The sequence below is a fragment of the Actinoalloteichus caeruleus genome (genome assembly GCF_049311605.1).
Lineage (GTDB): Bacteria > Actinomycetota > Actinomycetes > Mycobacteriales > Pseudonocardiaceae > Actinoalloteichus_B > Actinoalloteichus_B caeruleus.
In genome coordinates this window covers 790,946-814,376 of record NZ_CP186005.1, presented here as the reverse complement: position 1 = coordinate 814,376, position 23,431 = coordinate 790,946, and the positions used below count along the sequence as shown (strand labels likewise).

Sequence of the window (23,431 nt, the reverse complement as noted above, 5' to 3'; positions counted from 1 at the left end):
GGGCGGAGGGGCGGGACGTGGTGAAGCCTGAGCGGCGGACACGCGGGGACGTCGTCGTGGCCAGCCTGCTCATGGTGGGCGTGCTGGCGGTGGGAGCGGTGCTCTGGCGCACCAGCGACCTCGCCGGGACGACGGCTGAACCGTCCGTGCTCCCCGTCGTGGCGCCTGACCCGGCGGTCGCGCTGCCCGCCGGGCTCCAGGAGCTCTGGCGGGCGGACAGCCCGGCGACGAGTTCACCGGTGGTCGCGGGGCCCGCCGTCGCCACCGCCTCGGGCGGCGAGGTCGTGGGCCGGGACGCGCTCACCGGGGAACCCCGCTGGCGTTACGCGCGTGACCTGGAGCTGTGCACGGTGTCGGCGGCATGGGAACGCGCCGTCGCCGTGTACCGGCGCGGCGACTTCTGCTCGGAGGTGACCACGCTGGACGGGGCGACCGGGGACCGGGCCGGGCAACGGCACGGCGACTCCGAACCGGCCACGGAACTGGTCACCGACGGCCGCTACGTCGCCACGACGGGCGAACGGTTCGTGGAGGTCTTCGGCTCCAACATGGTGATGACCCTGGAGTACGGGGACGTGCCAGCCGTGGTGAACCCGAACCGGCAGCCGAGGAGCGACTGCCGGTACCTGTCCACCCTGCTGGCCGAGGGCCGGCTGGCGCTCATCGAGCGGTGCCCCACGGACGTGACCGACCGGGTGACGCTGTTGACCGCGAAACCGGACGACAGCGACCGCCCGGAGGAGACGTACAGCCAGACCCTGGACGACGTCGGTGCTCGGCTCGTCGCGCTCACCGACGACCACCTGGCCCTCTGGCTGCCGAACCCCTCGCGGATCGTCGTGTACGACACCGAGCGGGGCGACCGGCTGGCGGAGCACCCGGTCGACACCACGGCCGAGGACCTGGACCGGGCGTCGTCCCAGGTGCCCGAGACCACGGCGTCTCCCAGCCACGTCTACTGGTACACGGGTCGGAGCACGGTCGCCCTGTCGCTGTCCGACCTGAGCCCGTCCTGGTCGGTCCCGGACACCCTGGGGTCCGGGGCGGTGCTCGCGGGCCGGTTGCTCGTTCCCGAGCCCGGCGGTCACGCCGTCGTCGACACCGTGACCGGCGAACGGGTCGCGACGCTGCCCGTCGACCGGGGCGGGCACGCGGGTCCGGTGCGGACCTCCGTCCTCGGCCCGGTGCTGCTGGAACAACGTGCCAGCGAGGTCGTGGCGCTCGGCTGACCCGCGCACCTCGGTCCGGCCGCGCCCGCCGGGGCGTCCGCTCCCGAGTCCGCACCGCTCGTCGAAGCGGGGGGGCCCGCCCGCGCGGGCCGCACGCGGTGGGTTCGCGACCAGGTCGGGGGACCTCCGGCGGCCTCGGGAGTGTGGTGGGCGAACCCGCCCGGGGCAGGCGTGATCGGCCCGGGATGGGGCACACTGATGCAGTGACTGTTGTGCGTGGATCCGAGATGAGTCCGCACCGTGCGATCCCGGTCCAGCTCCCGACCGAATACGGCGAGCTGTCAGGTCTGCACGGAACGTCACAGGCCCGCACCGTGCTGGCCACCGCCGTGCTCCTGCCCGGGTACACGGGCTCCAAGGAGGACTTCGCCGCGCTGATCGACCCGCTCACGGAGGCGGGTTTCGACGTGCTCACCATCGACCTTCCCGGCCAGTACCAGTCGGACGGGCCCGACGACGAGGACGCCTACCGACCGTCCCGGCTCGGGGTGGTGATCGCCAACCTCGTCTCCCGCCTCCGGTCCGAGGGACGCCGGGTCCTGCTGCTCGGCCACTCCTACGGCGGTCTGGTCGCGCGGGCCGCCGTGCTCTCCGGGGCCGAACCCGTGGGTCTCACCCTGCTCGCGTCGGGGCCGTCAGCCCTGCCCCCCGGCCCGAGGCTCTCCCTGATCGAGTTGTGCGAGCCGGCGCTGCGCCTGCACGGCGTGGAGGCGGCGGCCCAGATCTACGAGGCGCACGACCCGGCCTGGTCGGCCAGACCGCGTGAGCTGCGCACCCTGCTGCGCGCCCGGTTGGTCTCGTCCATGCCCGCCGGGCTGCTCGGGATGGCGACCGCGTTGCGCACCGAACCCGATCTCGTTCCCGAACTCGCCGCCCGGATCCAGGAACACCGCATCCGGGGCTTCGTGGTGTGCGGCGAGCAGGACGACGTGTGGTCGGTGGAGACCCAACGCGAGATGGCCGAGAAGCTCGGCGTCGACTTCGTCACCGTCCCGGACTCGGGCCACAACCCCAACAAGGACAACCCGCAGGGGCTGCTGGACGTGCTCGTCCCCACCTGGCAGCGCTGGCTGCTCAGCTAGGCGGCCGCCCCCGGCGACGCCCCGTGCGACCCCGGCCGGGCGGCACGCCCCGAGGCCGCCCCGCTGCCGGCCCTTGAGTCGCCTCGTCCCCGCTCCGCCGCCCCGGCCCATCGAGGCGCGGCACCGCCCGGCGACGGGGATCAGCCCCCGGGTGGGGGGTCAGTGCCACCACCCGGTCCAGAGCAGCCACCCGGCGACGAGCACCACCAGGACCGGCGCCCACCACCGGGCGGAGCGGGCACTGCGGTCGGCGTACGCCTGCAGCCCGACGGCGACCACGCTCGCCCCCAGGTGAAGTGCCACGAACCCGTACCCCGGCCCGGGGTAGCCGCGGTGCAGCGCGAGGACCTGGAGGCCCAGCACGACGAGGGCGAGCACCACGAGCCCGGCGGCCACGGCGCCGCTGAACCCGCGCCACCCCCGGTTCGCCACTCCGCCTCGGGTCGACGGGGGAACCACTCGAAGGCCGAGGACGTCGGTGTCCTCAGTGGAGTTGGTGATGGGCCGGGGTAGCCGGTGAGTTCCGCTCACGGTGCCAACAGATCCCACGGTTCCAGGTCGGGCGCGGCGGCCCTCCCCTCCGGACAGGAGCGCCGGAACTCGCAGACCGAGCAGCCCCGCCCTGGACGCGGCGGGAAGTGCTCGTCGGGGTCAGCTCCCCGGTCGAGGGCCGACGCGGCGGCGGAGAGTTCCTCCGCGATCCGTTCGGCGTGCCTCCGGTGATCGGCCAGCGTTTCCTCGTCGTGGTCCCACGCCACCACCCGGCCGGTCGGGAGGTGGTGCAGCTCCACCCGGCTGCCGGGTCGGCGCAGGGTGCGCCGGGCCGCCATCAGGTAGAGGGCCAGCGCCCGCGAGTCGCGGGCGTCCTCCGTGGTGAGCACGTGCCGCCCGGTCTTGTAGTCGACGACCACGAGCTGGCCGTCCCGGTCGTCGATCCGGTCCACCCGGCCCTCGACGATCAGCGCACCGGTCGGGGCGGACACCCAGCGTTCGAGGGCGACCGGTTCCCCGGCCGCCTCCGGGCGACGGGCGTACTCGTCCAGCCACTTCGCCGCCCGCGACCGGTACTCGGCCGCCTGCTCCCGGTCGCGGAACCCGTCGCCCTTCCAGTACCGGCGGAGCAGGACCGGCAGGTCCTCGGGGTCCCGCTGGTCCGGCGGGCTCTCGAAGTAGGCGCGGAGGACGTTGTGCACCACCGCCCCGAGGGTGCTGTGGGCCCAGGCGCCGCCCCGGGCCGGGGCGGGCCGGTCCAGGTACGTCGCGCGGTACCGACGTGGACAGTCCTCCCAGCGTTGGAGCCTGGCCGGGGTGACCCGGACCAGCTCCTTCGGCATGCCTTCCAAGCCCAACTGCCCTTGCACGCTGCCACGGTACGCACACCCGCCGGAACGGCTCGCGGTGACCCGCCGACCTCGGTCCTGGTTCGGGACGCGCGGAGCCCTCCGCCGGACCGGCCGACCCGAGCCGTCAACCACCCCGGACGTGGTTACCGGTCGCCGAGGAGATCAACCGTTCGAACTGCTCCGGGTCGGTCGTCTCCTGGCCGATGCGGAGCGACTTGTGGACCCCGTGGTAGTCGCTGGAGCCGGTGGTGACGAGGCCGAGTTCGCGGGCGATACCGGCGAGCTCGGCGCGGGTCTCCGGATCGTGGTCGGGGTGGTTGACCTCCAGCCCCGCCAGGCCGCACTCGGCGAGGTCCGTGATCACCCCGGCCGTGACGACCGGGCCCCTCGCCCTGGCGAAGGGGTGGGCGAGCACGGTGACGCCGCCCGCGCGCCTGATCATCTCGATCGCCCGGCGCACCGGGGTGTCCGCCCGGCGGAGGTGGTAGGGGCTGCCAGCGCCGAGGTAACGGGCGAAGGCCTCGTCCACGCTGGACACGACACCCGCGCGGACCAGTGCGGCGGCCAGGTGCGGCCGCCCTGCGGACGAGCTCTCCGGGAGCTCGGCGAGCAGCAGCTCGGGATCGACTGGGAACCCGTCCTCCCGCATCATCACGGCCATCCGCAGGAGGCGCTCGCGGCGTTCCGCGCGCAACCGGAGCTGCTCGTCCGCGAGCTCGCCCGAGGTGTCGTCGAACAGGTAGGCCAGCAGGTGGACCGTGACGTGGCGGCCGTTGCCGTCGGGGGACACGCAGGACAGCTCGGCGCCGGGGACGAGTCGCAGGCCGGGCGGGAGGGCGGCGGTGGCTGGCGCCCACCCGACGGTGGTGTCGTGGTCGGTGAGCGCCACCACGTCGAGTCCCGCGCGTGCCGCGGCAGCGACAAGCTCTTCTGGGCTGTCGCTGCCGTCGGACGCGGTGGAGTGGGTATGCAGGTCGATGCGCACCACTCCAGTCTGACCGAGGACCTAGCGTGCCTTCACCGCGCGCCGACGGCCCAGCGCCGCGCGACGGGCCTTCATCATGGTGAAGCGGTCCTTGTCGGTCTTCTTCTCACCGAAGACCAGTTCGGAGATCGCGTCGTTGATCTCCTCGGGGTTGGGCGTGTACTCGATCCGGTCCAGGCCCTGGACCTGGCCCGCCGACTCCACGACCACGGTCCCGTAGCCCATGAGTCGACCGCCCAGGGTGCGTTGGAAGGTCAGGTCGGTCACCTTGCCGATGGGCATCATGGCGACCTTGGTGGTGAACACGCCGGTGGTGAGCATGAAGCGCTTGTCCGTGATCACGATCCGCTCCACCCACCACTCGAGGACGTAGTAGGAGAAGCGGAGCACGACCGCCAGCCCGGCGTACCAGAGCATGTTCTGGATCAGAGCCGAGTCCTGGGGGGCTAAGTAGGACACGAGCATCAGGCCGACGAGCAGCGCGCCGGCCTCGAAGACGTCCCACATCATGCTCGCCCAGTGCCTGCGAACCCGGATCACCCGTCGCTCGGAGTCGAGCAGGTACTCGTCCGGATCTCGTGGTGCCAGCACCGCTACATCCCTCGCCTGACTCTCAGAACTGCCTCGGACCTGGTCAGCGGCCGATGGGTCGACCGCCGGAGGAGGTGCGCACCGCCTGGCTGGTCATCACCTCGACCAGCCGGACACCCGACACGTCTCAGAACAGGTTGCGGACGAAGGTGATGATGGCCTCGGCCGCCTGGCGGAGCGAGTTCAGGATGTTGTTGACGACATCTCCTGACCCGACAGGATCGCTGATCAAGAAGAACAAGAGCAACGCGATCCCAGCGAACGTGAGGATCTTCTTGAGGTTCACGATGACCATCCCCGTCTGCTAGCCGCACCTGGCTGGTGCCTGCTGATCCGTTGTACCGCACTCCACGGGTGTCCCGCAGAGCGCCTAGCGCGCTTGAGTCAGCGTTTCGCGCTCAAGCCTGAACCCGATTACGCTCTGTGCCAATGGGCGAACCGGGTGAACTATACGTGCGCCACGCCGGCACCGTGTTACTGGACGCGCCCGACCGCCTACTCCTCGTGCTTCACCCGCATCCGCCGAACGCCGGACGCTGATCCGTTCCGGGCAGCCGGCCGGAGCACGGGGCGGGGTCCCGTCGGCCCTGTCGGGGAGTTCTGGCTGGACAACGGCTCACGCGGAGCTCACGCGCTCCTCGCCCGGGTCGACGCGCCTCGTCCGACCGCGCGGCCCTCGGCTCCCGGACCACGGGCCCGGCGCTCCCGGCGCCGGCCGGTGCGAGCTTCACCACAGTGGGCAGCGGTGGAACGGCGGGTGCGGCGGCCCGGACGGGTCGACGGGCCAGGGTCAGCGAGCACGTCGCCCGGTGGTCAGGCCGCCAGCCACCGCATCCGGCGGCCGCCACGATCCGTCGCGGCGAGCACCCTGGCCTCGGGGCGGCCCTCCGACCAGCGGGTGAGCCCGAGGAGGTGGCCCTGACCTGCGGCCCGGGCGGCACCCGCACCCTCGGCGGAGTCGATCACCGTCAGTAGTCCCGCCTGAACCGGGTCATGGCTTAGCCACCACAGTGGACGCTGCCGGCCGAGGGTCGCCAGCTCGGTGGCCAGGGCGGTCAGGTGCACTGTCGCGGTCGCTGGTTCCGCCCACCAGGGATCACTGGTCAGCACCACGGGAACTGCGTCCGGGGGAACCCTGTTGATCGCCGCCGCGATGCCCGCCACCGGATCGCTACTCACCATTTCGGGTGGGTTCTTACGCTGCGCGGCGAAACCCAAGGTCATCTTGGCCAACCAGTCGGGTTGGTCGGCCCACACGCACGCCTCCAACCAGGCGACATCCTCGTCATCGTCGAGGTCCGGCGGCCGCGAATCCACCCCGATCGTGGCGGCGAGCGGCAGCGTCCTGGGCAGGGTGGGGAACCTGGCACCGGGAGCCAGTTCGAGCGCGCACCGCAGCCGGACCCGTGCGGCGGCGGGACCGGCGGACAGCTCGCCGACCTCCGCCCCCTGGTACCGGTGGTGGTAGTGGTTGACACCGAGCAGCAGCCCCGCCTCGGCGCCGAGGTGCACCAGCCCCAGCTTCCTCCCGGTCTCGGAGGCGAGCACGGACAGGGCCGGGTAGAGCAGCGCGGACCTGGTGATCTCGTTGTGCCGCACCGGGCGGCTGGCCGCCAGCGCGCCGATCCGCTCTGCCCGGGCCAGGACGAACTCCCGGAAGAGCGGCCAGGTCGAGCCGTCGGGGCCGGAGGTCCCACCGAGATCCGGGTAGTAACCCGCCAGCGGCAACCACGGCTCGGCGGTCAACAGCCGGTGCGCCGCCGCGAGCAGGGCCTCGGGACGGGGCTGTTCCGAGGGCAGCCCGGCCACCGTGCGGAGGACCTCGTCGTCGTTGGCGGCGTTCTCGGCGAGAACGGCGTAGAGCGGTGACACCCCCGCGGCCTGCCGGTGCGCGAAGTCGCGGAAGCTGTCCCGCACGGACCCGAGTCCGGCGTCGTCCATCTGCTCTCCCCACCTCGGTCGGGCGGCCGGGGCGTCGATCGGGTCACCGGCCGCCGGCGGCGTCGCCGTGATCAGCCGCCGATGGCACCGAGTCTGCCGGGTGCCGACCCGCCCTCGCCGGTCGGTGTGGGCGACCCCACCGGTACCAGGGTGTCGAACCGGGTCGTCCGACCGCCTCGCCGCGTCGAGGCCGGCCGTCGTCCGGGACGTCCCGGTGGGGGTCGGGGTGCCGGACACGGGATCGTTCCCCTCGGGGCGGCCCGGGAGGACGACGCTGGCTGGTCCGGGCCGAGGGCCCGGTGGGGTTCGGGGGCCGGCCGGGCGCCCTCCGCGCGCGTCGGCGAACCGGGAGCGGGAGGGAACGCCCTCCCCGAGAACGAACGTGTGGCACCGGAGGTGGGGTGACGCGGTCCCAGCGGAAAGAAGGGCGGAAACCGTACGAGCGGTGGTTCGGCCGCGATGCTCTCGCCGGCATGTCGGACCAGCGGGGCGGGCAGCGGTGTCCGGACGGCGGGAGCGCAGGGGGAATGCGCGGATTCCCACTCCCCCCGGAATGACGAATCCCGCCTCGTCCCGGTCGACGGGAAGCGAGCGGGCGGCGGTTCCCACTTCCGGGCCACCAGCGCCCGCGGAATGGGGGCGGTGGTCGGCACGCTTGGCGGCACTCGGAGCAGGCGACCCGAGATGCGCGCGATCGGCCGCGCTCCTCGGGATTTCGCCGTTCGCCGCGTCGGACTCGGACTCGGACTCGGACTCACCGAAATGGCGACCCGGTCCGAGGACATCGTGGTGTGCCGAGGCGCCGGACGACATCCTCCCTGGCAGGACGGGCGCGGGAGCCCGCGGGGCCGACAGGGCGACGAGCGGGGTGGGAGCAGGTGGAAAGCACGACGCGCGACGGTCGAACGTCACGTCCCTCCTTTCCACGGAGCCCTCCCTCGGATCCTCGCGGACGAGGAATCGGGCCACCCGAGCGGGGACCGCCGCGACGGCCCCCGTTTCCCTCGGTGGGGACCCATCCGATCCCGGTATCCCGCACCGCCGAGTGGGACTCCCGCGATCGTGTCATGATCTTTCTCCCGTGTACAGCTCCACTCGCGCTCCGCAGTGACCCCGCGGCACCGTTTCCCCACTGTTCGCCGGCAGGGATGAATACGCTCGCCCGAACAGCGGGCGGTGTGGGATTCACGTGAGGCCATCAGATTCGAGAAACGGGTACGGAACGATCGGCCACGCGTTCCGCACCGGCACCACCGGATGTCGGGGCGCCCGGCGTGTGCCGGGGACCCGCGAAGGACCGCCGCTCCCGAGGTGACCGGGAAACGACATCCGGTGCGACGGAACACCTCGGCGAGCGCGTTCCAGGGGTAGCCAACCACGAAGGGGCGCACCTTGACGTTCGACGAGTTCGTCGCCCTCCGACTACCACGTCTGCTGAGGTACGCGACGGTCCTCACCTCCGACGCGCACCTGGCCGAGGACGTGGTCCAGGAAGTGCTGCTCCGAGCCCAGTCCCGATGGAGACGCATCGGACGGCTCGAGGCACCGGAGAGCTACGTGCGGAAGATGATCACCAACGAGTTCCTGTCCTGGCGGCGGAGACGAGCCTCGGGGGAGGTGGTCACGCCGCCCGACGCGATCGGGACCCTGCGCGAACGGGCCAGTCGCGAGCACGACGACGCCCACGCCCGGTACGACGAGCGCGACGCCATGCTCCGCCGCATCGCCCGGCTCCCGAGGAAGCAACGCGCCGCCCTGGTCCTGCGCTACTACGAGCAGCTGCCCGACCGGGAGATCGCCCGGCTGCTGCGCTGCGGCGTGGGCACCGTGCGCAGCCACGTCTCCCGCGCCCTGAACGGCCTCCGCTCCGAGGCACCAGCACCCGGAACCCGGCCAGCACTCCTGAAGGAGGCGTGATGAGCTCCGACCACGAACGGTTGATCAGGGAGGCGCTGCTGCGCCAGGCCGACGCCGGTCCGGAACCGGCCGAGGTACTGGCCGGCCTCGAACGGGCCGGGGAGCGCCGCCGGCGCCGGCGGCGCGGCACGCTCCTCGTCGCCGCCGCGACCGTCACGACCATCGCGGTACCGGTCGCGGTGCTCGCCCTGGCGGACGGGGAACGGGGACCAGGGGTGGTCGCGGCGCCGGACACGCCTCCCAGCGAGGAACCGCCCGACACGGAGTTCTCGGGAGAGACCGCCTCCCTCGGTTACGGACCCACCTGGGTGCCGGAGGGGTTCCTGGAGTACCGGCGGACCTTCGAGAGCACCCCCCCTCCCGAGCCGGTGGAGGGCGAGGGGCCCACCGAGTGGAGCCACACCCGGTCGTGGACCAGCGGGCCGGTCGAGGAGGCGGCGGTGACGGCGCCGACGGTCACCGTGTGGGTGCTCAAGTACGAGAACCCCCAGACGAACCACAACCTGGACGACCTGCCCGAGGTCCAGCTGGACGACACGACCACCGCTCACGTCAACGAGGACCAGCGGGGGTACCGCAGTCGCCTCTCGTGGTTCCCCGCGCCGGACGTGCTCGTCGTGGTCACCGCCTCGTCGATCGAGGATTCCTTCAGGGTGGCGACGGACGTCGCCCGGTCGGTCCGGGCCGACGTCCACGTCGAGTTCCCGATGCCGCTGGAACTCGACGGACCGAACCCGGCGCGCTCGGTCTCCCTGGGGGCCGAGCCCGGGGACGAACGGGCATGGTCGGCCCTGCTGTCCACCGGCGTGCCCGGCGAGGAGGACTACCAGGCGGAGCTGGAGGTCGAGTACCTCCCGGACCGCCCCGAGGTGGACCAGCCCTGGATGCCCGACGGCGCGCCGCCCCCGGTGGAGACCCCCGTCCTCGGTGGGACGGCGTTCTTCTACGCCCCGCACCACCCGTGGTCCTCCGGTGGCCGACCGGCGTCGCTGGTCGTCCCGGCCGCCGACGGGCGGTGGCTGGTCGTGCGGGACGGCCGGCCCACCGAGGGGAGCTCGGTGACGATGGACGACCTGGTCGACGTCGCCGACAGCCTCGTCGTGCACCCGGACGTCGACCGGTCGTGGGTGGGCACTCGTCCCTGAGCCCACCGGGACGGCGGTGAGGGGTCGTCGGCCCGGGCCGCGAGGCGCGGCCGTCGTCGCTGCTGGCACCCGGCCACCCCCCTATGCTCGCGGGGTGGTGCGGGTGCTGGCGGTCGCCGACGGGGTCGTGGAGAAGCTGTGGACCGAGCAGGTCCGGGCCTACGACGTCGCGCTGGTCCTCGGCGCCGGTGACCTCCCCTTCGACTACCTCGAGTACCTGAGCACCGAGCTCGGCGTGCCCTGCGTCTTCGTCCCCGGCAACCACGACCAGGACCTCGGCGGTTACACGAAGGTGCGGGGGATGTGGACCAGAGGGGGCATGCCGGTCTCCTGGCCCGGCCCCGCCGGCGCGGTCAACGCCGACGGCCGGGTGGTCGACGTCGCGGGCCTCCGGATCGCGGGCCTCGGCGGCTGCCTCCGCTACCGCGAGGGCGCGAACCAGTGGACCGAACGCGAGCAGGCCCGGCGGGGACGGCGGGTGTGCCGCCGGGCGGCGGCGCGGCGCTGGCGGGACGGCAGGGGGGTGGACGTGCTGCTGACGCACGCGCCCCCGTTCGGGTGCGGCGACCTCGACGACCCGCCCCACCGCGGCTTCCGCTGCCTGCACGACGTGGTGCGCCGCCTCCGGCCGCCGCTGCTGGTCCACGGCCATATCCATCCGGAGTACGGACCCCGCGCGCGCGAGGGCCATCTGGGTAACACTCTGCTGGTCAACGCCGCTTATCACCGTGTAGTCGAGATTCCCGTTCCATAGCCACCCCGGAGGTGGAACGTGCGCCGTGACACCGGCTTCCCCCACGCGGACGCCGAGAACGACTTCCTCCGCTCCCGGCGCCAACAGGTGCTGGCCCGGCTCTCGGCCTGGCTGCGACGGGAGCCGGACGACGTCAACATCATGCTGCCGTTCACCGAGGTCGTCGAAGCCCTCGGCCAGGTGGGCGAGCGGAGGCTGGGGTTGCGCGTCATCCGCTTGGACACCGTCGTCGGCAGCGTGGACCGGACCAGGGACTTCGACCGCCGGTTCCGCCCGACCTCGACCAGGGTGCGGGAACGGTGGGAGCGGCTGGCGCGGGCGCAACGGCGGGGTGAGGCCGTCCCGCCCATCGCCGTCTACCGGATCGGGGACCTGCACTTCGTCCAGGACGGCCACCACCGGGTCTCGGTGGCGATCGCGCACCACAACGACACGATCGACGCCTACGTCACGGAGATCATCACCAAGATCGACGCGGCGGGGATCCGTTTCCGGGGCGACCTGATGGTCAAGGCGGACCGCCGGCTGTTCCTGGAACGGGTCCCCCTGCCAGGGGAGGCGCGCGCGGCGGTCGTGCTGACGGACGCCTGGGAGTACACGGAGCTCAGCGAGACCGTGGAGGCCTGGGGCTTCCGGCTCATGCAGGACGAGGGCACGTTCCTGGACCGCACCACGATCGCCCGGCGCTGGTACCACGAGGAGTTCCGCCCGGTGGTGCGGCTGCTCCGCTCGGCCGAGTTGATCGCGGACCGCACCGAGGCGGAGGCGTACCTCCGCGTGGGTTGCGAGCGGTACCGGCTGATGCGGACGCACCGCTGGGACGACGAGATCATCGAAGCGGTACGACGCGGTCCCCGGCGCTGACCAGGGGGTCGGCGCCGGGGACCGGCGGGGTGCGTCATGCCTCCAGGGTCAGGTTCCTGCCCGTGGAGGGGTCGAAGAGCTGGACCTTGCCCAGGTCGAACCACACCTCGTGGTGGTCGCCCTCGCGCACCGGCGAGACCGCCGAGAGCCGGGTCACCAGCTGGCCCTCACTGGCGGGGACGTCCGAGCTGCCCGAGTCGGCGGCGAGTTCCTCCAGTTCGGCGGAGCGGGCCTTCTCGTCGAGCGCGTAGTAGACGTACTTGTCCGACCCCATCGACTCCACCACGTCGACCAGGCCGGTGAAGACGTCTCCCTCGGCGCGCATCCGGTCGTCGACCAGGCTGGCGTCCTCGAAGTGCTCGGGCCGGATGCCGAGGATGACCTCGCGGGGCGCGTCCGCCCGCTCCATCGCACGCCGCAGCCGGTCGGTGAGCCGGATCTCGCCGAGCGCGGTGGCGAGCCCGCCGTCCGCGACGGCGGCGGGGACGAAGTTCATCGCGGGCGAGCCGATGAACCCGGCCACGAACAGGTTCGCGGGGTGCTCGTAGAGGTGCTGGGGAGCGCCGATCTGCTGGACCACTCCCCCGCGCATGACCACGACCCGGTCACCGAGGGTCATCGCCTCGGTCTGGTCGTGGGTGACGTACACCGTGGTGGTGCCGAGCTGCTTCTGGAGCCGCGACACCGAGGTGCGCATCTGGACCCGCAGCTTGGCGTCGAGGTTCGACAGCGGCTCGTCCATGAGGAAGGCCTTCGGGTTCCGCACGATCGCCCGCCCCATCGCGACCCGCTGCCGCTGACCACCGGAGAGGTTCGACGGCCGCCGGTCCAGGTGCTGGGTGAGGTCGAGGATCCTCGCGGCCTCGTTCACCTTGCGGTCGATCGTGGCGGTGTCCAGCTTGGCCAGCCGGAGGGGGAAGGCCATGTTCTCCCGGACGCTGAGGTGCGGGTAGAGCGCGTAGGACTGGAACACCATGGCGATGTCGCGGTCCTTGGGAGCCCGGTCGTTGACCACCGTCCCGTCGATGCGCAGCTCACCGGAGGTGATGTCCTCCAGGCCGGCGATCATGTTCAGCGTGGTGGACTTCCCACAGCCCGACGGGCCCACCAGGATGATGAACTCGCCGTCGGCGATCTCGATGTTGACCTCCTGGACGGCGAGGGCGCCGTCCGGGTAGCGCTTGGTCACCCGGTCCAAGACGATGTCTGACATTGTCACCTCATCCCTTGACAGCGCCGGAGGTCAGGCCCGCGACGATGCGGCGCTGGAAGAACAACACGGCCACGATGATCGGCACCGTGATGACCACGGCCGCCGCGGAGATGGACCCGGTCGGGTCCTGGAACTGCGAGTCACCGGTGAAGAACGACAGCGCCACCGGGACGGTGCGTGACCGCTCGGTCGAGGTCAGGGTGAGCGCGAACAGGAAGTCGTTCCAGCAGAAGATGAACACCAGGATCGCGGTGGTGAAGACGCCGGGCGCGGCCAGCGGAGCGATGACCTTCAGGAAGGCCTGGCCGGGCGTGGCGCCGTCCATCTTCGCCGCCTTCTCCAGCTCCCAGGGGATCTCCCGGAAGAAGGCCGACAGCGTGTAGATCGCCAGCGGCAGCGAGAAGGTGATGTAGGGCAGGATCAGCCCCGGCCAGGTGTCGAACAGGCCGAGGGTCCGCTCGATCTCGAACAGGGGCGAGACCAGCGAGATCTGGGGGAACATCGCGATGAGCAGGGACACCCCGACGAGCAGCCGCTTCCCAGGGAACTGGAGGCGGGCGATCGCGTAGGCCGCCATCGTGCCGAGGACGACGGCGATCGCGGTCGCGATCAGGGCGATGCCGATCGAGTTCAGCAACGCCCGCAGGAACTCGGTGGTCGACAGGATCGACCGGTAGTTCTCGAGCGTCCACTCCCTCGGGATGAAGTTCCCGTCGTTGAGGGTGGCGGGTGTCTTGAACGACAACGACATGATCCACAGCACCGGAACGAGGGCGTAGACCACCACCAGGGTGTTCAGCAGGCTCCACCTGAGCTTGCGTGCCCGGGTGTCGGTGCCTCCGAACGCGGCCATCAGCGCCTCCCCTCGGTGTCACTGCCCGGTGCGGCGGTGCCGAAGAGCTTCACGAAGACGAACGCGATCAGGGCCACCGACAGGAAGATCAACACCGACATGGTGGAGCCGATCCCCAGGTTGAGCGCCTGGATCAGGTTCGTGTTCGCGAGGATCGACACCGAGGAGGTGTCCTGTGCTCCCGAGGTCAGCACGTAGATGTTGTCGAAGATGCGGAACGCGTCGAGCGTCCGGAACAGCAGGGCCACCAGGATCGCCGGCTTCATCACCGGGACCATGACCTTGATGAACCGCTGCCACGGGCCGGCCCCGTCCATGGACGCGGCCTTGAGCAGGTCGTCCGGTACGAGCGCCAGGCCGGCCATCAGCAGCAGGGCCATGAAGGGCGTCGTCTTCCAGACCTCGGCCAGCGTGATGATCGCCAGGGCGCTGGCCTGGTCGGTGAGCGGAGCGGAGCCGGGGGCGAACAGGTTGGCGAGGTACCCGGTGTCGGGGGTCCAGGCGTACCGCCAGGAGAAGGCGGCGACGACGGTGACGATCCCGTAGGGCACCAGCGCCGAGGTCCGCACCAGTCCTCGACCCACGATCGTCCGGTGCATGATCAGCGCGAGCGCCATGCCCAGCACCAGCTCGATCGCGACCGAGACGACGGTGATCAGCAGGGTCACCCCGAACGAAGTCCACCAGTAGCTGCTGGTGAGCACCTCGACGTAGTTGGCGAGGCCCACGAACTCCTGGTCAGCCGGGAACCGGAGGTCGTAGCGCTGGAGCGACAGCCAGACGGAGTAGATGATCGGCCAGCCGGTGACCGCGATCATGACGAGCGCGGCGGGAGCGCACAGCAGCAGGGCCAGGCGGCGCTCCGACCGCTGTCCCTCGGTGAGCGTCCGGCGCCCCGACCGGGTGCCACCGGTCCGCCCACCGCGTCCCGACCCGCCCGCCGGGCTCGGGCCCGGCTCGGCGGTCCCGTCCGCCGGGGAGCCGGGGGCCGCCTGGTCCTCGGAGAGGCGTTCCCCGCTCATGGCAGCACCCCCTTCGACTCCAGCGCCTTCTGCACGGACACCCGCAGCTCCTCCGCGGTTCGTTCCGGATCGATCGCCGAGGGCGGGGACAACGTGTGCGACAGCACCGTCGAGACGTTCTGGTAGGCCGGGGTCGAGGGCCGGTTCGCCGCGTTCTGGACGCTCTCGAGGATCGCGTCCTTCATCGGGTAGGCCTCGAGCATCTCGGGCTCGTCGTAGACGCTCTCGATCGTGGGGGGCACGCCGCTGTTGATCGCCGAGAACTTCTGGTTCTCCGCGTTGCGCAGGCAGAGCGCGGCGTCGAACGCCTCGTCAGGGTGTTCGGAGTAGGTGCTGACGGCCAGGTTGTACCCGCCGATGGTGGACCGGCTGGGGCTGCCAGGCTCCACCCCCGGGTAGGGGGCCCACCCGACGTTCTGGGCGAGCTCCGGTGTCTCCGCCTGCATGGCGGCGTAGACGAAGGGCCAGTTGATCTGGAAGGCGGCGTTGCCGGTCTGGAAGGCCAGGCGGGCGTCGTCCTCCATCGCGTTGGTCAGGCCCGGGTGCGCGAGGCCGGAGGTGGCGAAGTCGCGCAGCACCTGGAGGGCGCGGACGGCACCCTCGTCGAACTCCGCGCGCAGGCCGTCCTCGGAGAGCATGTGCCCGCCGGCCGACGCGGTGATGGAGTTGTAGTGGACGACCAGGCCCTCGTACTGCGCTCCCGTGATGAGGATGGTGTGCGGGTCCCCGGCGTCCTTGAGCTCCTGGGCCGCCTCCATCATGTCGTCCCAGGTCTCCGGCGGCTCGTCGACCAGGTCGGTCCGGTACCAGAGCAGTTGGACGTTGGTGTTCTTCGGAGCCGCGTAGAGCCGGTCCTCGTACCTGGCGGACTCGAGCGGCCCCTCCAGCGTGCCTTCCTCCGCCTCGGCCCGGTGCTCGCCGGTCCACTCCTGGATCCACTCGGCACCGGCGAACTCCTGGGTCCACATGAGGTCGAGTCCGAGGACGTCCATGTCACGGTCCTCGGCCGCCAGCCGCCGGACCATCTGGAGCCGCTGGTCGTCGGCGCCTCGGGGCAGTTTGTTGTAGACGATCTGGTACCGCCCGGCGGCCCGCTGGTTGCAGTTCTCCACAACCGTCTCCAGGCCGTCCTCGGGCGCGTAGTAGAGGTTGACGGTGATCCCCTGCTGGTCGGCGCCGCAGGCCGCCAGCGGTATCGCGAGCAACGCGACCCCCATAGCCGCCGCGGCCCGCCCCGGCCGCGCACGCATCGCGGGGCGCCCCATCGCTGCCTCCTCCCGGCGACGGCTGAGGCGACACCCCGGCACCGCGTCGACACCGCCCGGGTGACCACAGCCGGCACCACGTCGTGCCCGCACTGATCGCCGGTCGCCGCCCTGGCGGTGACCGGCCGCCTCGGGGTGCGTCTCGTCACACCCCGGGAACGGCGCATCGAACGTAAGGCCGTTGATCACCTTCCGCAACAGGTACTGCGCAAGATGCGAGATCTGTTATAAAAATGGGTCTCCAAGCAGCCCGATACTCGGCCAGGTTCTCACAGTCGGTGACTCCTAACCGGACAAATCCGGAATCAACCCCCACTAGGGTCATTCCCGTTCGTGGAAGCCTCAGGACGCGGACGGTGGCCGCATCGCCAACTTCGCGAGCAGATCCCTACCCTGTTCGGCGTTGCGCGGATGGCACAGGACGTCGTACCGCCCGGCGACCAGTTGGCTCGCGGAGACGAAGTCCCGCCGCCCCCGCGCCGAGCCGTAGGTGACCGCCGCGAAGAGGAGCCCGAAGAGCACGCCGGTCCCGAGACCGACGAGCACCGGCCCGATGAAGACGCCCTCCGTTCCGCTGAACAGGCTGAGCAGGATTCCGACGAACAGGCCGAACCACGCGCCCGAGGCGGCCCCGCCCGCGAGTACCTTGCCCCAGGAGAGCTTGCCGGTCACCCGCTCCACGAGCATCAGGTCGACACCGACGATCGTCACCTCCTGCACCGGGAAGTCGCTCTCGGCCAGGTAGTCGACCGCGCGCTGCGCCTCCTCGTACGTGCCGTACGAGCCGATCGGCCACCCGGTGGGCGGAGTGGGCAGTCTCGGCGCGCTGCGCGCGTCTCTGCCCGAGCTGCCGAAGGGACTGGTCACCGGTTCTCACCTCCGTGAACGGGAACTTCCATCCTGCCAACGATCAGGGCGACTGGCAGTTCCTGCGAATCGTTCGTGGCGACCATGATCCCTGTCTCGTTCCACGGAGGCGCGGCCGTCCCGGTCTCGACCCACCCCGCCCCGTCACCGCGCTCGTACCCTCACAGCGGGAGCACGGTCGCGAGGCGCCGGTAGGCCGGCCTCGGATCCGCTCCGTCCGCCGTCAGCACCTGCACCGACACGTGGTCGGCACCGGCGTCGAGGTGGGCCGTCACCTTCGCCGCGACCGACTCGTCGGTCCCCCAGGCCACCAGGTCGTCGATCAGGGCGTCGCTGCCGTCGTCGGCGATGTCCTGCTCGGTGTACCCCAGTCGCAACAGGTTGTTGGTGTAGTTCACGAGCCTGAGGTAGGGGTTCGCGACCGGGGGACGACCGACGGCCCGGGCGGTCGCCGGATCGCTCTCCAGCACCACCTTGTGCTCCGGGGCCAGCAGGACGCCGGCGCCCAGGACCTCCCGCGCCCGCCTGGTGTGCTCGGGAGTGGTCAGGTAGGGGTGTGCCCCGGCGGTGCGTTCACCCGCCAGCCGCAGGGCGCGGGGACCGAGCGCCGCCAGCACGCGGCGGTCCAGCGGAACGGGGCGGGCGGCGCTGTCCAGCTCGTCGAGGTACTCCACCAGCCGGGTGTACGGGCGGACGTACCCGGCGCCGACCGCCTCGCGGTGCCCGGCCCCGATCCCCAGCAGGAACCGGTTCGGGTACCGCGCCTCGATCCGGTGGAAGGACTCCGCGACGGTGTCGGCCGGGGAGTCCCAGATGTTGACGATGCCGGTGGCCACCACCAAGCGCGTCGTCGCCGCGAGCAGGTGCTCGACGACGTCGAGGTCGGCGGAGGGCGAACCACCCACCCAGAGCGTCCCGTATCCGAGCTCCTCCAGTTCCGCGGCGGTCTCCGCCCCCACCGCACCGGTCAGGAACGGGGCGGGCCGCCAGATGCCGATACGGCCGAGTCGTGGGCTCATGATCGTCTCCTTCCGTCCTCCGTGCGAACGTTCCCGGTCCCTGATCTCATTCCGCATCTCATCCCGAAGTTCCGGCGACGGCGAGTCGAGGCGGCCGGGAACAGCCAACCGGGGAGCTCGGACCGGGCACGTCGGTGGGTGGGTGGGTGGGTGGCGTCCCGCGCCGCCCCCGCCGGGTGACCAGCGGCCCCCTGGCCGCCGCGACCAACGCCCGCCCCGGGGCCACCTCGTCGATCGTCTCCGCGCCAGTCGATGGCGCGCCCGAGCCGCCACCCCCGAGGCGGTGTGCCACGCGGAGGCCAGGCCGGTGGTGCTCGTCCGCCACCCCCGGCAAGGACAAGGAGTGATCTCGTCGCTCTGGTCCGGGCGCGGGTCCCACCCGCCGTCGAGGTCGAACCCGACCCGAAGGGCGCGACCGCCGGAGTCCGTCCTGTTCGCGAAGGCGGAGGCGGGGACCGCCGACCGCCCGTACCCGCCGAACCGTCACCACCAGCAGCCGCGTCGGCACCGGGCGGGAGACACCGGCGCCCTCGTGGTCGCCAGCCCTCGCCCCGACGTCGGCGCACGCGTGCCCACCGACGCGGTGAGGTCCGCTGGCCCGAGGACCAGCGGCTCGAACCGTGGAGCGGAGGCCGCGACCACCTCCGGCCGGCTGGGGCCCTGGACCGCTCGGTCCGGCTCGGGTCGACGCGGCCCGAGGGGAGGCCGAGGCCCGCCAGCCGCGGTCGCGGTGCCGGGTCCCGCGCCGACGAGTTCCTCGAACGCTGCTGGTGGGAGCCAGGGCGGACCCGGGCGGCCACTCCACGGTGCCGCGCCGGGCGAGTGGGCTCACCGGGACGTCGTGGAAGGGGTGGCGGGCGCCGACGAACGACCGGACCGCCTGCGGGCGACCGAGGCGGAGCGGCCGCCCGCGTGCCGTGGCCGACCTGACCCGACCCGGGTGGCTTCTCGCTCCCCCTCGGATCCGGGGCCGGCACGGCAGCGGGCCCGGCACGCCCGCACGCGGTCCACCCCCTCCTGGGATGCTGGGGGGATGGCTGGCACCGCCGACACCACCCGCACGCTGGACCTCGCCCTCCGCAAGGCCGGGGCGGTGTGGGTGGCTCCCGGGAACCGGCCGGCCAGGCTGGTGTGGACCGTGTGGCGCGGTGGTGCGCTGTGGGTGGCGGTCGGACCGGGGGAACAGCAGGTGCCCGGCCTCGCCGACGACTCCCTCTGCCAGGTGACCGTGCGGTCGCCGAGCACCCGTTCGCACCTGCTGGAGTTGCGAACGCGTGCCCGGCTGGTCACACCCGACGAGGACACCCTCGCCGCGCTCACGGCGGCCCGCCGCAACCGGCCGCCCTCCTGGACGGAGGTCTACCGCCTCGTCCCGGAGCCGGGCGAGGCGGAGGAGGCCCCCGGATGAGGGCGCCCCCCGCCCTCGACGGGCGGGGCCGCCCGAATCAGGCCTGAGCCCGCTGACCGGCCGCCCTGGGTACCTGGCCGTCGGCCAACTTGGCGCAGGTGTCCGCCAGGGACCCGAGTTCCTCCCCTGGCAACACCGAGGTGAAGTACTGGCTGACACCAGCCAGGTGAGTGGAGACCGCCATGCGCAGGCGGTCCTTGCCCTGTTTCGTGAGTACCGCCATCACGCCGCGACCGTCCGTGTCGACTCTGACCCTGCGCACCAGCCCGACACGCTCCAGCCTGTCGACGAGTCGGGTGACACCCGACCTGGACAGCAGTACCGCGTCCGCCAGTTCGGTCATTCTGAGCCGTTGTTCGGGAGCCTCAGCGAGATGGACGAGCACGTCGTAGGCCGCCAGGGAGAGCCGCTGCTTGGCGATGAGGTCGGCCTCCAGGCACCGCGTGACGCGGGCGTGTGCCCGGAGGAAGCTGCGCCAAGCCGCGATCTCGTCTCCGTTGGGTAATCGGCCGAGAACGGTATCCGACACGAGATCGATGTTACGGAACGCGCGCGACCGTGCGCACAGCGCCCCCCGGGAATGATGACTCTCCGCGTTCGCCCGGGTACGACCACCCGGGGAACGGCGGGCGGGACCGGTACCAGCGGGTGCCCGCGCCGTAGCATGGAGGCCGCACCAAGGTCCAGCAGCCTCATCAACGACGAAAGGCCCGGTGTTCGCAAGTGACTCCTGCCCAACCGGCTGACACCGCACTCTCGCCGGAGACGGTGCGCGAGGCGCTGTCGCGGGTCGAGGACCCGGAGATCCACCGGCCCATCACCGAGATCGGGATGGTCAAGGACATCACCGTCGGTGAGGGCGGAGTGGTGGATGTCGGGATCTACCTGACGGTCGCCGGATGTCCCATGCGCGACCGCATCACCCGGGACGTCAAGGCAGCCGTCGAGGCACTGCCCGGCGTCTCCGACGTGCGCGTCGAACTGGACGTGATGAGCGACGAGCAGCGTTCCGAACTGCGCAGGACGCTGCGCGGTGACTCGGCGGAACCGAAGATCCCCTTCGCCGAACCGGGCTCCCTCACCAGGGTGTACTGCGTGGCCTCCGGCAAGGGAGGCGTCGGGAAGTCCAGCGTGACGGTCAACCTCGCCGCCGCGTTGGCCGCGCGGGGTCTCTCGGTCGGCGTCGTCGACGCCGACATCTACGGGCACTCGGTCCCGAGGATGCTGGGGGCCTCCGGCAAGCCCACCAAGGTCGAGTCGATGATCATGCCGCCGCAGGCGCACGGCGTGAAGGTCATCTCCATCGGCATGTTCACCCCCGGGAACTCCCCCGTGGTGTGGCGTGGCCCCATGCTCCACCGCGCCCTCCAGCAGTTCCTGGCCGACGTCTTCTGGGGCGACCTGGACATCCTGCTGCTCGACCTGCCCCCCGGCACCGGTGACATCGCCATCTCGGTCGCCCAGCTCATCCCCAACGCCGAGATCCTGGTCGTGACGACGCCGCAGCAGGCCGCCGCCGAGGTGGCCGAACGGGCCGGGGCGATCGCCATGCAGACGCGGCAGCGCATCGCGGGTGTGGTCGAGAACATGTCGTGGCTCGAACTGCCGGACGGTCAGCGGATGGAGCTGTTCGGCAGTGGCGGGGGCCAGCTGGTGGCGGACTCGCTCTCCCGGTCGGCGGGGGCCGAGGTCCCGCTGCTGGGTCAGGTGCCGCTGGACCAGCGCCTGCGGGAGAACGGCGACGCCGGCACCCCGCTGGTGCTCGCCGAGCCCACCGCCCCCGCCGCCCAGGTGCTGCTCGACGTCGCCAAGCGGCTCTCCGTGCGCGCACGCGGGCTCGCCGGTCAGATGCTGTCGGTGACGCCGGTCCGCCGTTCGAATCCAGCCGAGCGGAGCACAGGCTGAGCCGATCGGGGGAAGTTGGGTCGGGGCCGCCCTCGGGCGGCCCCGATCGCGTTCGTGGCCGGTCTCCCGCGCCTCCGGGCCTCCCCCGGCGTGGGCTCAGGTGGCGTCGGGGTCGATGGGGGGGCGCTCCCCCGGCCGCAGGGACGGCTCAGGTGGGCGGGCGGGCCCCGAGCCGGCGGTGGGGTGGCCGTTCGGCTTCTCCGGGGCGCCGTCCGCCAGCGGCCGGTCGTCGTCGAACAGCTTCCTGGCCTGGTCGGTGATGGCCGTCTTCGGGTTCAGGTTCCGGAGACCACGCAGGTCCTCCAGCGGTTTGCGCAGTTCGTCGAACTCGGGGCCCATCTCCGAGCGGATCTGCTCACGCGCTCCCGACGCGTAGTCGCGGACCTTGCGGATGGTGTTGCCCAACCAGGCGGCAGCGGCGGGCAGCCGTTCCGGGCCGAAGATGAACAGACCGACGAGCAGCAGCACGAACAGCTCCGGCCACCCAATGTTCTCGAACACCCTGGCACCTCCTCCGCACCCGCGAACAGCCTAACGGTTGCCCGGTCATGCGAAAGGGTCTCGGGTGGGACGGTTCCGGCCGGTCAGCGGTTCTGGTCCGAGTCGAGGATGACCGGGATCACCAGGACCCCGTCGCCCCGCACGATCTCCAGCTCGATCTCGTCACCGATCTGGCGCTGGCCGACCGCGAGGAGCAGTTCGTCCGCGCCGCCCACGGGCTGGTCGTCGACCTTGGTGATGACGTCGCCCTCCTGGACACCGGCCCGCTCCGCCGCCCCGCCCTCGCGCACGTTGGCCACCTCGGCGCCGTACTGGTTGCCCGACACCCTGGTGACCGGGTTCACCCCGAGGTCCGGGTGTTCCACCCGGCCGTGCTGGATGAGGTCCTCGGCGATCCGGCGCACCTGGTTGATCGGGTTGGCCAGCCCGATCCCGATGGAGCCGCCGCCCGGCGTGGCCTCCCGGATCGCGGTGTTGATGCCGACGAGGGCACCGGACGAGTTGACCAGTGCCCCACCCGAATTGCCCCGGTTGATCGCCGCGTCCGTCTGGATGGCGTTGATCACCGAGGTCTCCGCGGCTGGCAACCGGGACGGCCGGTCCAGGGCGCTGACGATGCCGGAGGTCACGGTGTTGGGGAGGTTCAGCGGGTTCCCGATGGCCAGGACCGTGTCCCCCACGGCGAGCTGGTCGCTGTCACCCAGCTCGATCACCGTCAGGTTGTCGACCTCGACCTTCAGCACGGCGAGGTCGGTGCGCTGGTCCCGGCCGACCAGCGAGGCCTCCGCCCTGCTGCCGTCGGAGAAGACGACGTCGATGTCGGGGGAGTCGGCGTCGGCGGCCGAGGCGACCACGTGTTCGTTGGTCACCACGTAGCCCTCCTCGTGGATGACCACGCCGGAACCCGCACCGTCGCCGGTGTCGACGGAGACCACGGCTGGCCGCACCCGGCTGACCACCTCCGCGAGGGAACCCGGCTCCCGTTCCACGGCGGTGTCGGCCTCGGCGAGCGTCACGTCGGGACGGTTCAACACGCTGCCACCCTCGGCGGTGATCCGGCCGAGGAAACCGCCGGCCAACCCGACGAGGAGGGCGGCCGCGAACAACGCGCCCAGCGCGGTCGGCTTCACCCGCTGCCCGAAGAGCACCTCGCGGGCGCTCAAGCGCGCGGCCGCGCGCGGGGGTTCGGCGTCGGGGTCACCGTCGCTGGTCCCGGCCTCCAGAGCGGGCGGCCCCAGCACGGCCGGCGCGCTCGGATCCCGCCAGGCGTCCCGTTCGTCGGCCCACATGGTCGGCTCGGGGGGCGTCACCGGCCGGGAGGGACCCGGCTGCCGCCGCGGACCTTCTCCCCCACCTGTGGGACGTCCGAACGCCGCCGCGAGCTCCGCGTGTTCGGGGGGCCGGAGCCGGATGGGCGGCGGGGCCGCCGAGCCGGTGGGACGGTCGAACGCGCCGGTCACATGGTCGGGCCGGCCGAACACCGCCTCCTCGGCGGACCGGGGCGCCCTCGGCGCGCTGACCGGAGCG

General features: G+C 71.9%; 23 protein-coding genes. 8 read left to right on the top strand and 15 right to left on the bottom strand.

From position 1 onward, the window contains the following. Positions 1–17: 17 nt before the first annotated feature. Positions 18–1,229 (top strand): Rv3212 family protein, encoded by a 1,212-nt coding sequence (locus ACOJVX_RS03655; protein ID WP_337662181.1) that lies wholly within the window; start codon positions 18–20, stop codon positions 1,227–1,229. A 227-nt stretch (positions 1,230–1,456) separates the two neighbouring features. Next, positions 1,457–2,311: an alpha/beta fold hydrolase gene (locus ACOJVX_RS03650; protein WP_030104332.1), complete on the top strand. Its 855-nt coding sequence runs from the start codon at positions 1,457–1,459 to the stop codon at positions 2,309–2,311. A gap of 159 nt (positions 2,312–2,470) precedes the next feature. Here ACOJVX_RS03650 and ACOJVX_RS03645 read toward each other — a convergent pair whose 3' ends face one another. From ACOJVX_RS03645 to ACOJVX_RS03620, 6 genes are all read right to left on the bottom strand, one after another. Further along, positions 2,471–2,842, bottom strand: coding sequence for a hypothetical protein (locus tag ACOJVX_RS03645; RefSeq protein ID WP_211237450.1), 372 nt, complete (start codon positions 2,840–2,842; stop codon positions 2,471–2,473). Next, positions 2,839–3,672 carry a RecB family exonuclease gene (locus ACOJVX_RS03640; protein ID WP_422647250.1) on the bottom strand — a complete coding sequence of 278 codons (834 nt, stop codon included), beginning with the start codon at positions 3,670–3,672 and terminating at the stop codon, positions 2,839–2,841. Before ACOJVX_RS03640 ends, ACOJVX_RS03645 begins: the two co-directional genes overlap by 4 nt. A 106-nt stretch (positions 3,673–3,778) precedes the next feature. Next, positions 3,779–4,639, bottom strand: a complete 861-nt coding sequence (locus ACOJVX_RS03635; protein ID WP_026417275.1) for a PHP domain-containing protein — start codon at positions 4,637–4,639, stop codon at positions 3,779–3,781. A gap of 21 nt (positions 4,640–4,660) precedes the next feature. Beyond that, entirely contained in the window at positions 4,661–5,230 is a 570-nt protein-coding gene (locus tag ACOJVX_RS03630) for a PH domain-containing protein (protein WP_026417276.1), read from the bottom strand. Positions 5,231–5,357: 127 nt separating this feature from the next. Beyond that, a complete protein-coding gene (locus ACOJVX_RS03625) occupies positions 5,358–5,516 on the bottom strand; it encodes a hypothetical protein (protein WP_169533952.1) in 159 nt (52 codons plus the stop codon). Positions 5,517–6,043: 527 nt separating this feature from the next. Next, positions 6,044–7,171, bottom strand: coding sequence for a DUF2332 family protein (locus ACOJVX_RS03620; RefSeq protein ID WP_026417277.1), 1,128 nt, complete (start codon positions 7,169–7,171; stop codon positions 6,044–6,046). A gap of 1,392 nt (positions 7,172–8,563) precedes the next feature. Between ACOJVX_RS03620 and ACOJVX_RS03615 the strand changes: the two genes are divergently transcribed. From ACOJVX_RS03615 to ACOJVX_RS03600, 4 genes are all read left to right on the top strand, one after another. Next, entirely contained in the window at positions 8,564–9,088 is a 525-nt protein-coding gene (locus ACOJVX_RS03615; RefSeq protein WP_026417278.1) for a SigE family RNA polymerase sigma factor, read from the top strand. After that, positions 9,088–10,233: a hypothetical protein gene (locus ACOJVX_RS03610; RefSeq protein ID WP_422647249.1), complete on the top strand. Its 1,146-nt coding sequence runs from the start codon at positions 9,088–9,090 to the stop codon at positions 10,231–10,233. Before ACOJVX_RS03615 ends, ACOJVX_RS03610 begins: the two co-directional genes overlap by 1 nt. A gap of 94 nt (positions 10,234–10,327) precedes the next feature. Further along, positions 10,328–10,987 carry a metallophosphoesterase family protein gene (locus ACOJVX_RS03605; RefSeq protein WP_026417280.1) on the top strand — a complete coding sequence of 220 codons (660 nt, stop codon included), beginning with the start codon at positions 10,328–10,330 and terminating at the stop codon, positions 10,985–10,987. A gap of 18 nt (positions 10,988–11,005) precedes the next feature. Further along, positions 11,006–11,851, top strand: coding sequence for a hypothetical protein (locus tag ACOJVX_RS03600; protein WP_026417281.1), 846 nt, complete (start codon positions 11,006–11,008; stop codon positions 11,849–11,851). Positions 11,852–11,885: 34 nt separating this feature from the next. On the opposite strand, the gene ACOJVX_RS03595 is transcribed toward ACOJVX_RS03600, so the two are convergent. The 6 genes from ACOJVX_RS03595 to ACOJVX_RS03570 all read right to left on the bottom strand — a co-directional run bounded on the left by ACOJVX_RS03595 (position 11,886) and on the right by ACOJVX_RS03570 (position 18,090). After that, positions 11,886–13,064: an ABC transporter ATP-binding protein gene (locus tag ACOJVX_RS03595; RefSeq protein ID WP_026417282.1), complete on the bottom strand. Its 1,179-nt coding sequence runs from the start codon at positions 13,062–13,064 to the stop codon at positions 11,886–11,888. 7 nt (positions 13,065–13,071) lie between these two features. Further along, positions 13,072–13,917, bottom strand: a complete 846-nt coding sequence (locus ACOJVX_RS03590; protein ID WP_026417283.1) for a carbohydrate ABC transporter permease — start codon at positions 13,915–13,917, stop codon at positions 13,072–13,074. After that, on the bottom strand, positions 13,917–14,939 hold the full coding sequence (locus ACOJVX_RS03585) for a carbohydrate ABC transporter permease (protein WP_026417284.1): 1,023 nt from the start codon (positions 14,937–14,939) through the stop codon (positions 13,917–13,919). The genes ACOJVX_RS03590 and ACOJVX_RS03585 overlap by 1 nt, the downstream gene beginning before the upstream one ends. Further along, the gene (locus ACOJVX_RS03580) at positions 14,936–16,204 is read right to left on the bottom strand and encodes an ABC transporter substrate-binding protein (protein ID WP_026417285.1); all 1,269 of its coding nucleotides are present in this window, start codon (positions 16,202–16,204) and stop codon (positions 14,936–14,938) included. The genes ACOJVX_RS03585 and ACOJVX_RS03580 overlap by 4 nt, the downstream gene beginning before the upstream one ends. A gap of 342 nt (positions 16,205–16,546) precedes the next feature. Next, positions 16,547–17,071, bottom strand: coding sequence for a general stress protein (locus ACOJVX_RS03575; RefSeq protein WP_026065638.1), 525 nt, complete (start codon positions 17,069–17,071; stop codon positions 16,547–16,549). A gap of 161 nt (positions 17,072–17,232) precedes the next feature. Continuing rightward, positions 17,233–18,090, bottom strand: coding sequence for an LLM class F420-dependent oxidoreductase (locus tag ACOJVX_RS03570; protein ID WP_026417286.1), 858 nt, complete (start codon positions 18,088–18,090; stop codon positions 17,233–17,235). Between the two features lie 1,033 nt (positions 18,091–19,123). On the opposite strand from ACOJVX_RS03570, the gene ACOJVX_RS03565 reads away from it, so the two are divergent. Continuing rightward, complete coding sequence (locus tag ACOJVX_RS03565; RefSeq protein ID WP_051313290.1) at positions 19,124–19,498, top strand: hypothetical protein; 375 nt, start codon at positions 19,124–19,126, stop codon at positions 19,496–19,498. A 37-nt stretch (positions 19,499–19,535) separates the two neighbouring features. On the opposite strand, the gene ACOJVX_RS03560 is transcribed toward ACOJVX_RS03565, so the two are convergent. Then, the gene (locus ACOJVX_RS03560; protein WP_026417287.1) at positions 19,536–20,027 is read right to left on the bottom strand and encodes a MarR family winged helix-turn-helix transcriptional regulator; all 492 of its coding nucleotides are present in this window, start codon (positions 20,025–20,027) and stop codon (positions 19,536–19,538) included. 194 nt (positions 20,028–20,221) lie between these two features. On the opposite strand from ACOJVX_RS03560, the gene ACOJVX_RS03555 reads away from it, so the two are divergent. Beyond that, a complete protein-coding gene (locus tag ACOJVX_RS03555; RefSeq protein WP_418154055.1) occupies positions 20,222–21,403 on the top strand; it encodes an Mrp/NBP35 family ATP-binding protein in 1,182 nt (393 codons plus the stop codon). Between the two features lie 96 nt (positions 21,404–21,499). On the opposite strand, the gene tatB is transcribed toward ACOJVX_RS03555, so the two are convergent. Both tatB and ACOJVX_RS03545 read right to left on the bottom strand, forming a co-directional pair. Continuing rightward, the gene (gene tatB, locus ACOJVX_RS03550; RefSeq protein ID WP_026417288.1) at positions 21,500–21,904 is read right to left on the bottom strand and encodes a Sec-independent protein translocase protein TatB; all 405 of its coding nucleotides are present in this window, start codon (positions 21,902–21,904) and stop codon (positions 21,500–21,502) included. Positions 21,905–21,987: 83 nt separating this feature from the next. Next, entirely contained in the window at positions 21,988–23,214 is a 1,227-nt protein-coding gene (locus tag ACOJVX_RS03545) for a S1C family serine protease (RefSeq protein ID WP_422647248.1), read from the bottom strand. Positions 23,215–23,431 lie beyond the last annotated feature (217 nt).

Coding starts and splice junctions, on each gene's coding strand:
- ACOJVX_RS03650 (WP_030104332.1), top strand. CDS start 1,457: ATGAGTCCGCACCGTGCGATCCCGGTCCAGCTCCCGACCGAATACGGC.
- ACOJVX_RS03580 (WP_026417285.1), bottom strand. CDS start 16,204: ATGGGGCGCCCCGCGATGCGTGCGCGGCCGGGGCGGGCCGCGGCGGCT.
- ACOJVX_RS03595 (WP_026417282.1), bottom strand. CDS start 13,064: ATGTCAGACATCGTCTTGGACCGGGTGACCAAGCGCTACCCGGACGGC.
- ACOJVX_RS03610 (WP_422647249.1), top strand. CDS start 9,088: ATGAGCTCCGACCACGAACGGTTGATCAGGGAGGCGCTGCTGCGCCAG.
- ACOJVX_RS03565 (WP_051313290.1), top strand. CDS start 19,124: ATGGCTGGCACCGCCGACACCACCCGCACGCTGGACCTCGCCCTCCGC.
- ACOJVX_RS03620 (WP_026417277.1), bottom strand. CDS start 7,171: ATGGACGACGCCGGACTCGGGTCCGTGCGGGACAGCTTCCGCGACTTC.
- ACOJVX_RS03585 (WP_026417284.1), bottom strand. CDS start 14,939: ATGAGCGGGGAACGCCTCTCCGAGGACCAGGCGGCCCCCGGCTCCCCG.
- ACOJVX_RS03570 (WP_026417286.1), bottom strand. CDS start 18,090: ATGAGCCCACGACTCGGCCGTATCGGCATCTGGCGGCCCGCCCCGTTC.
- ACOJVX_RS03590 (WP_026417283.1), bottom strand. CDS start 13,917: ATGGCCGCGTTCGGAGGCACCGACACCCGGGCACGCAAGCTCAGGTGG.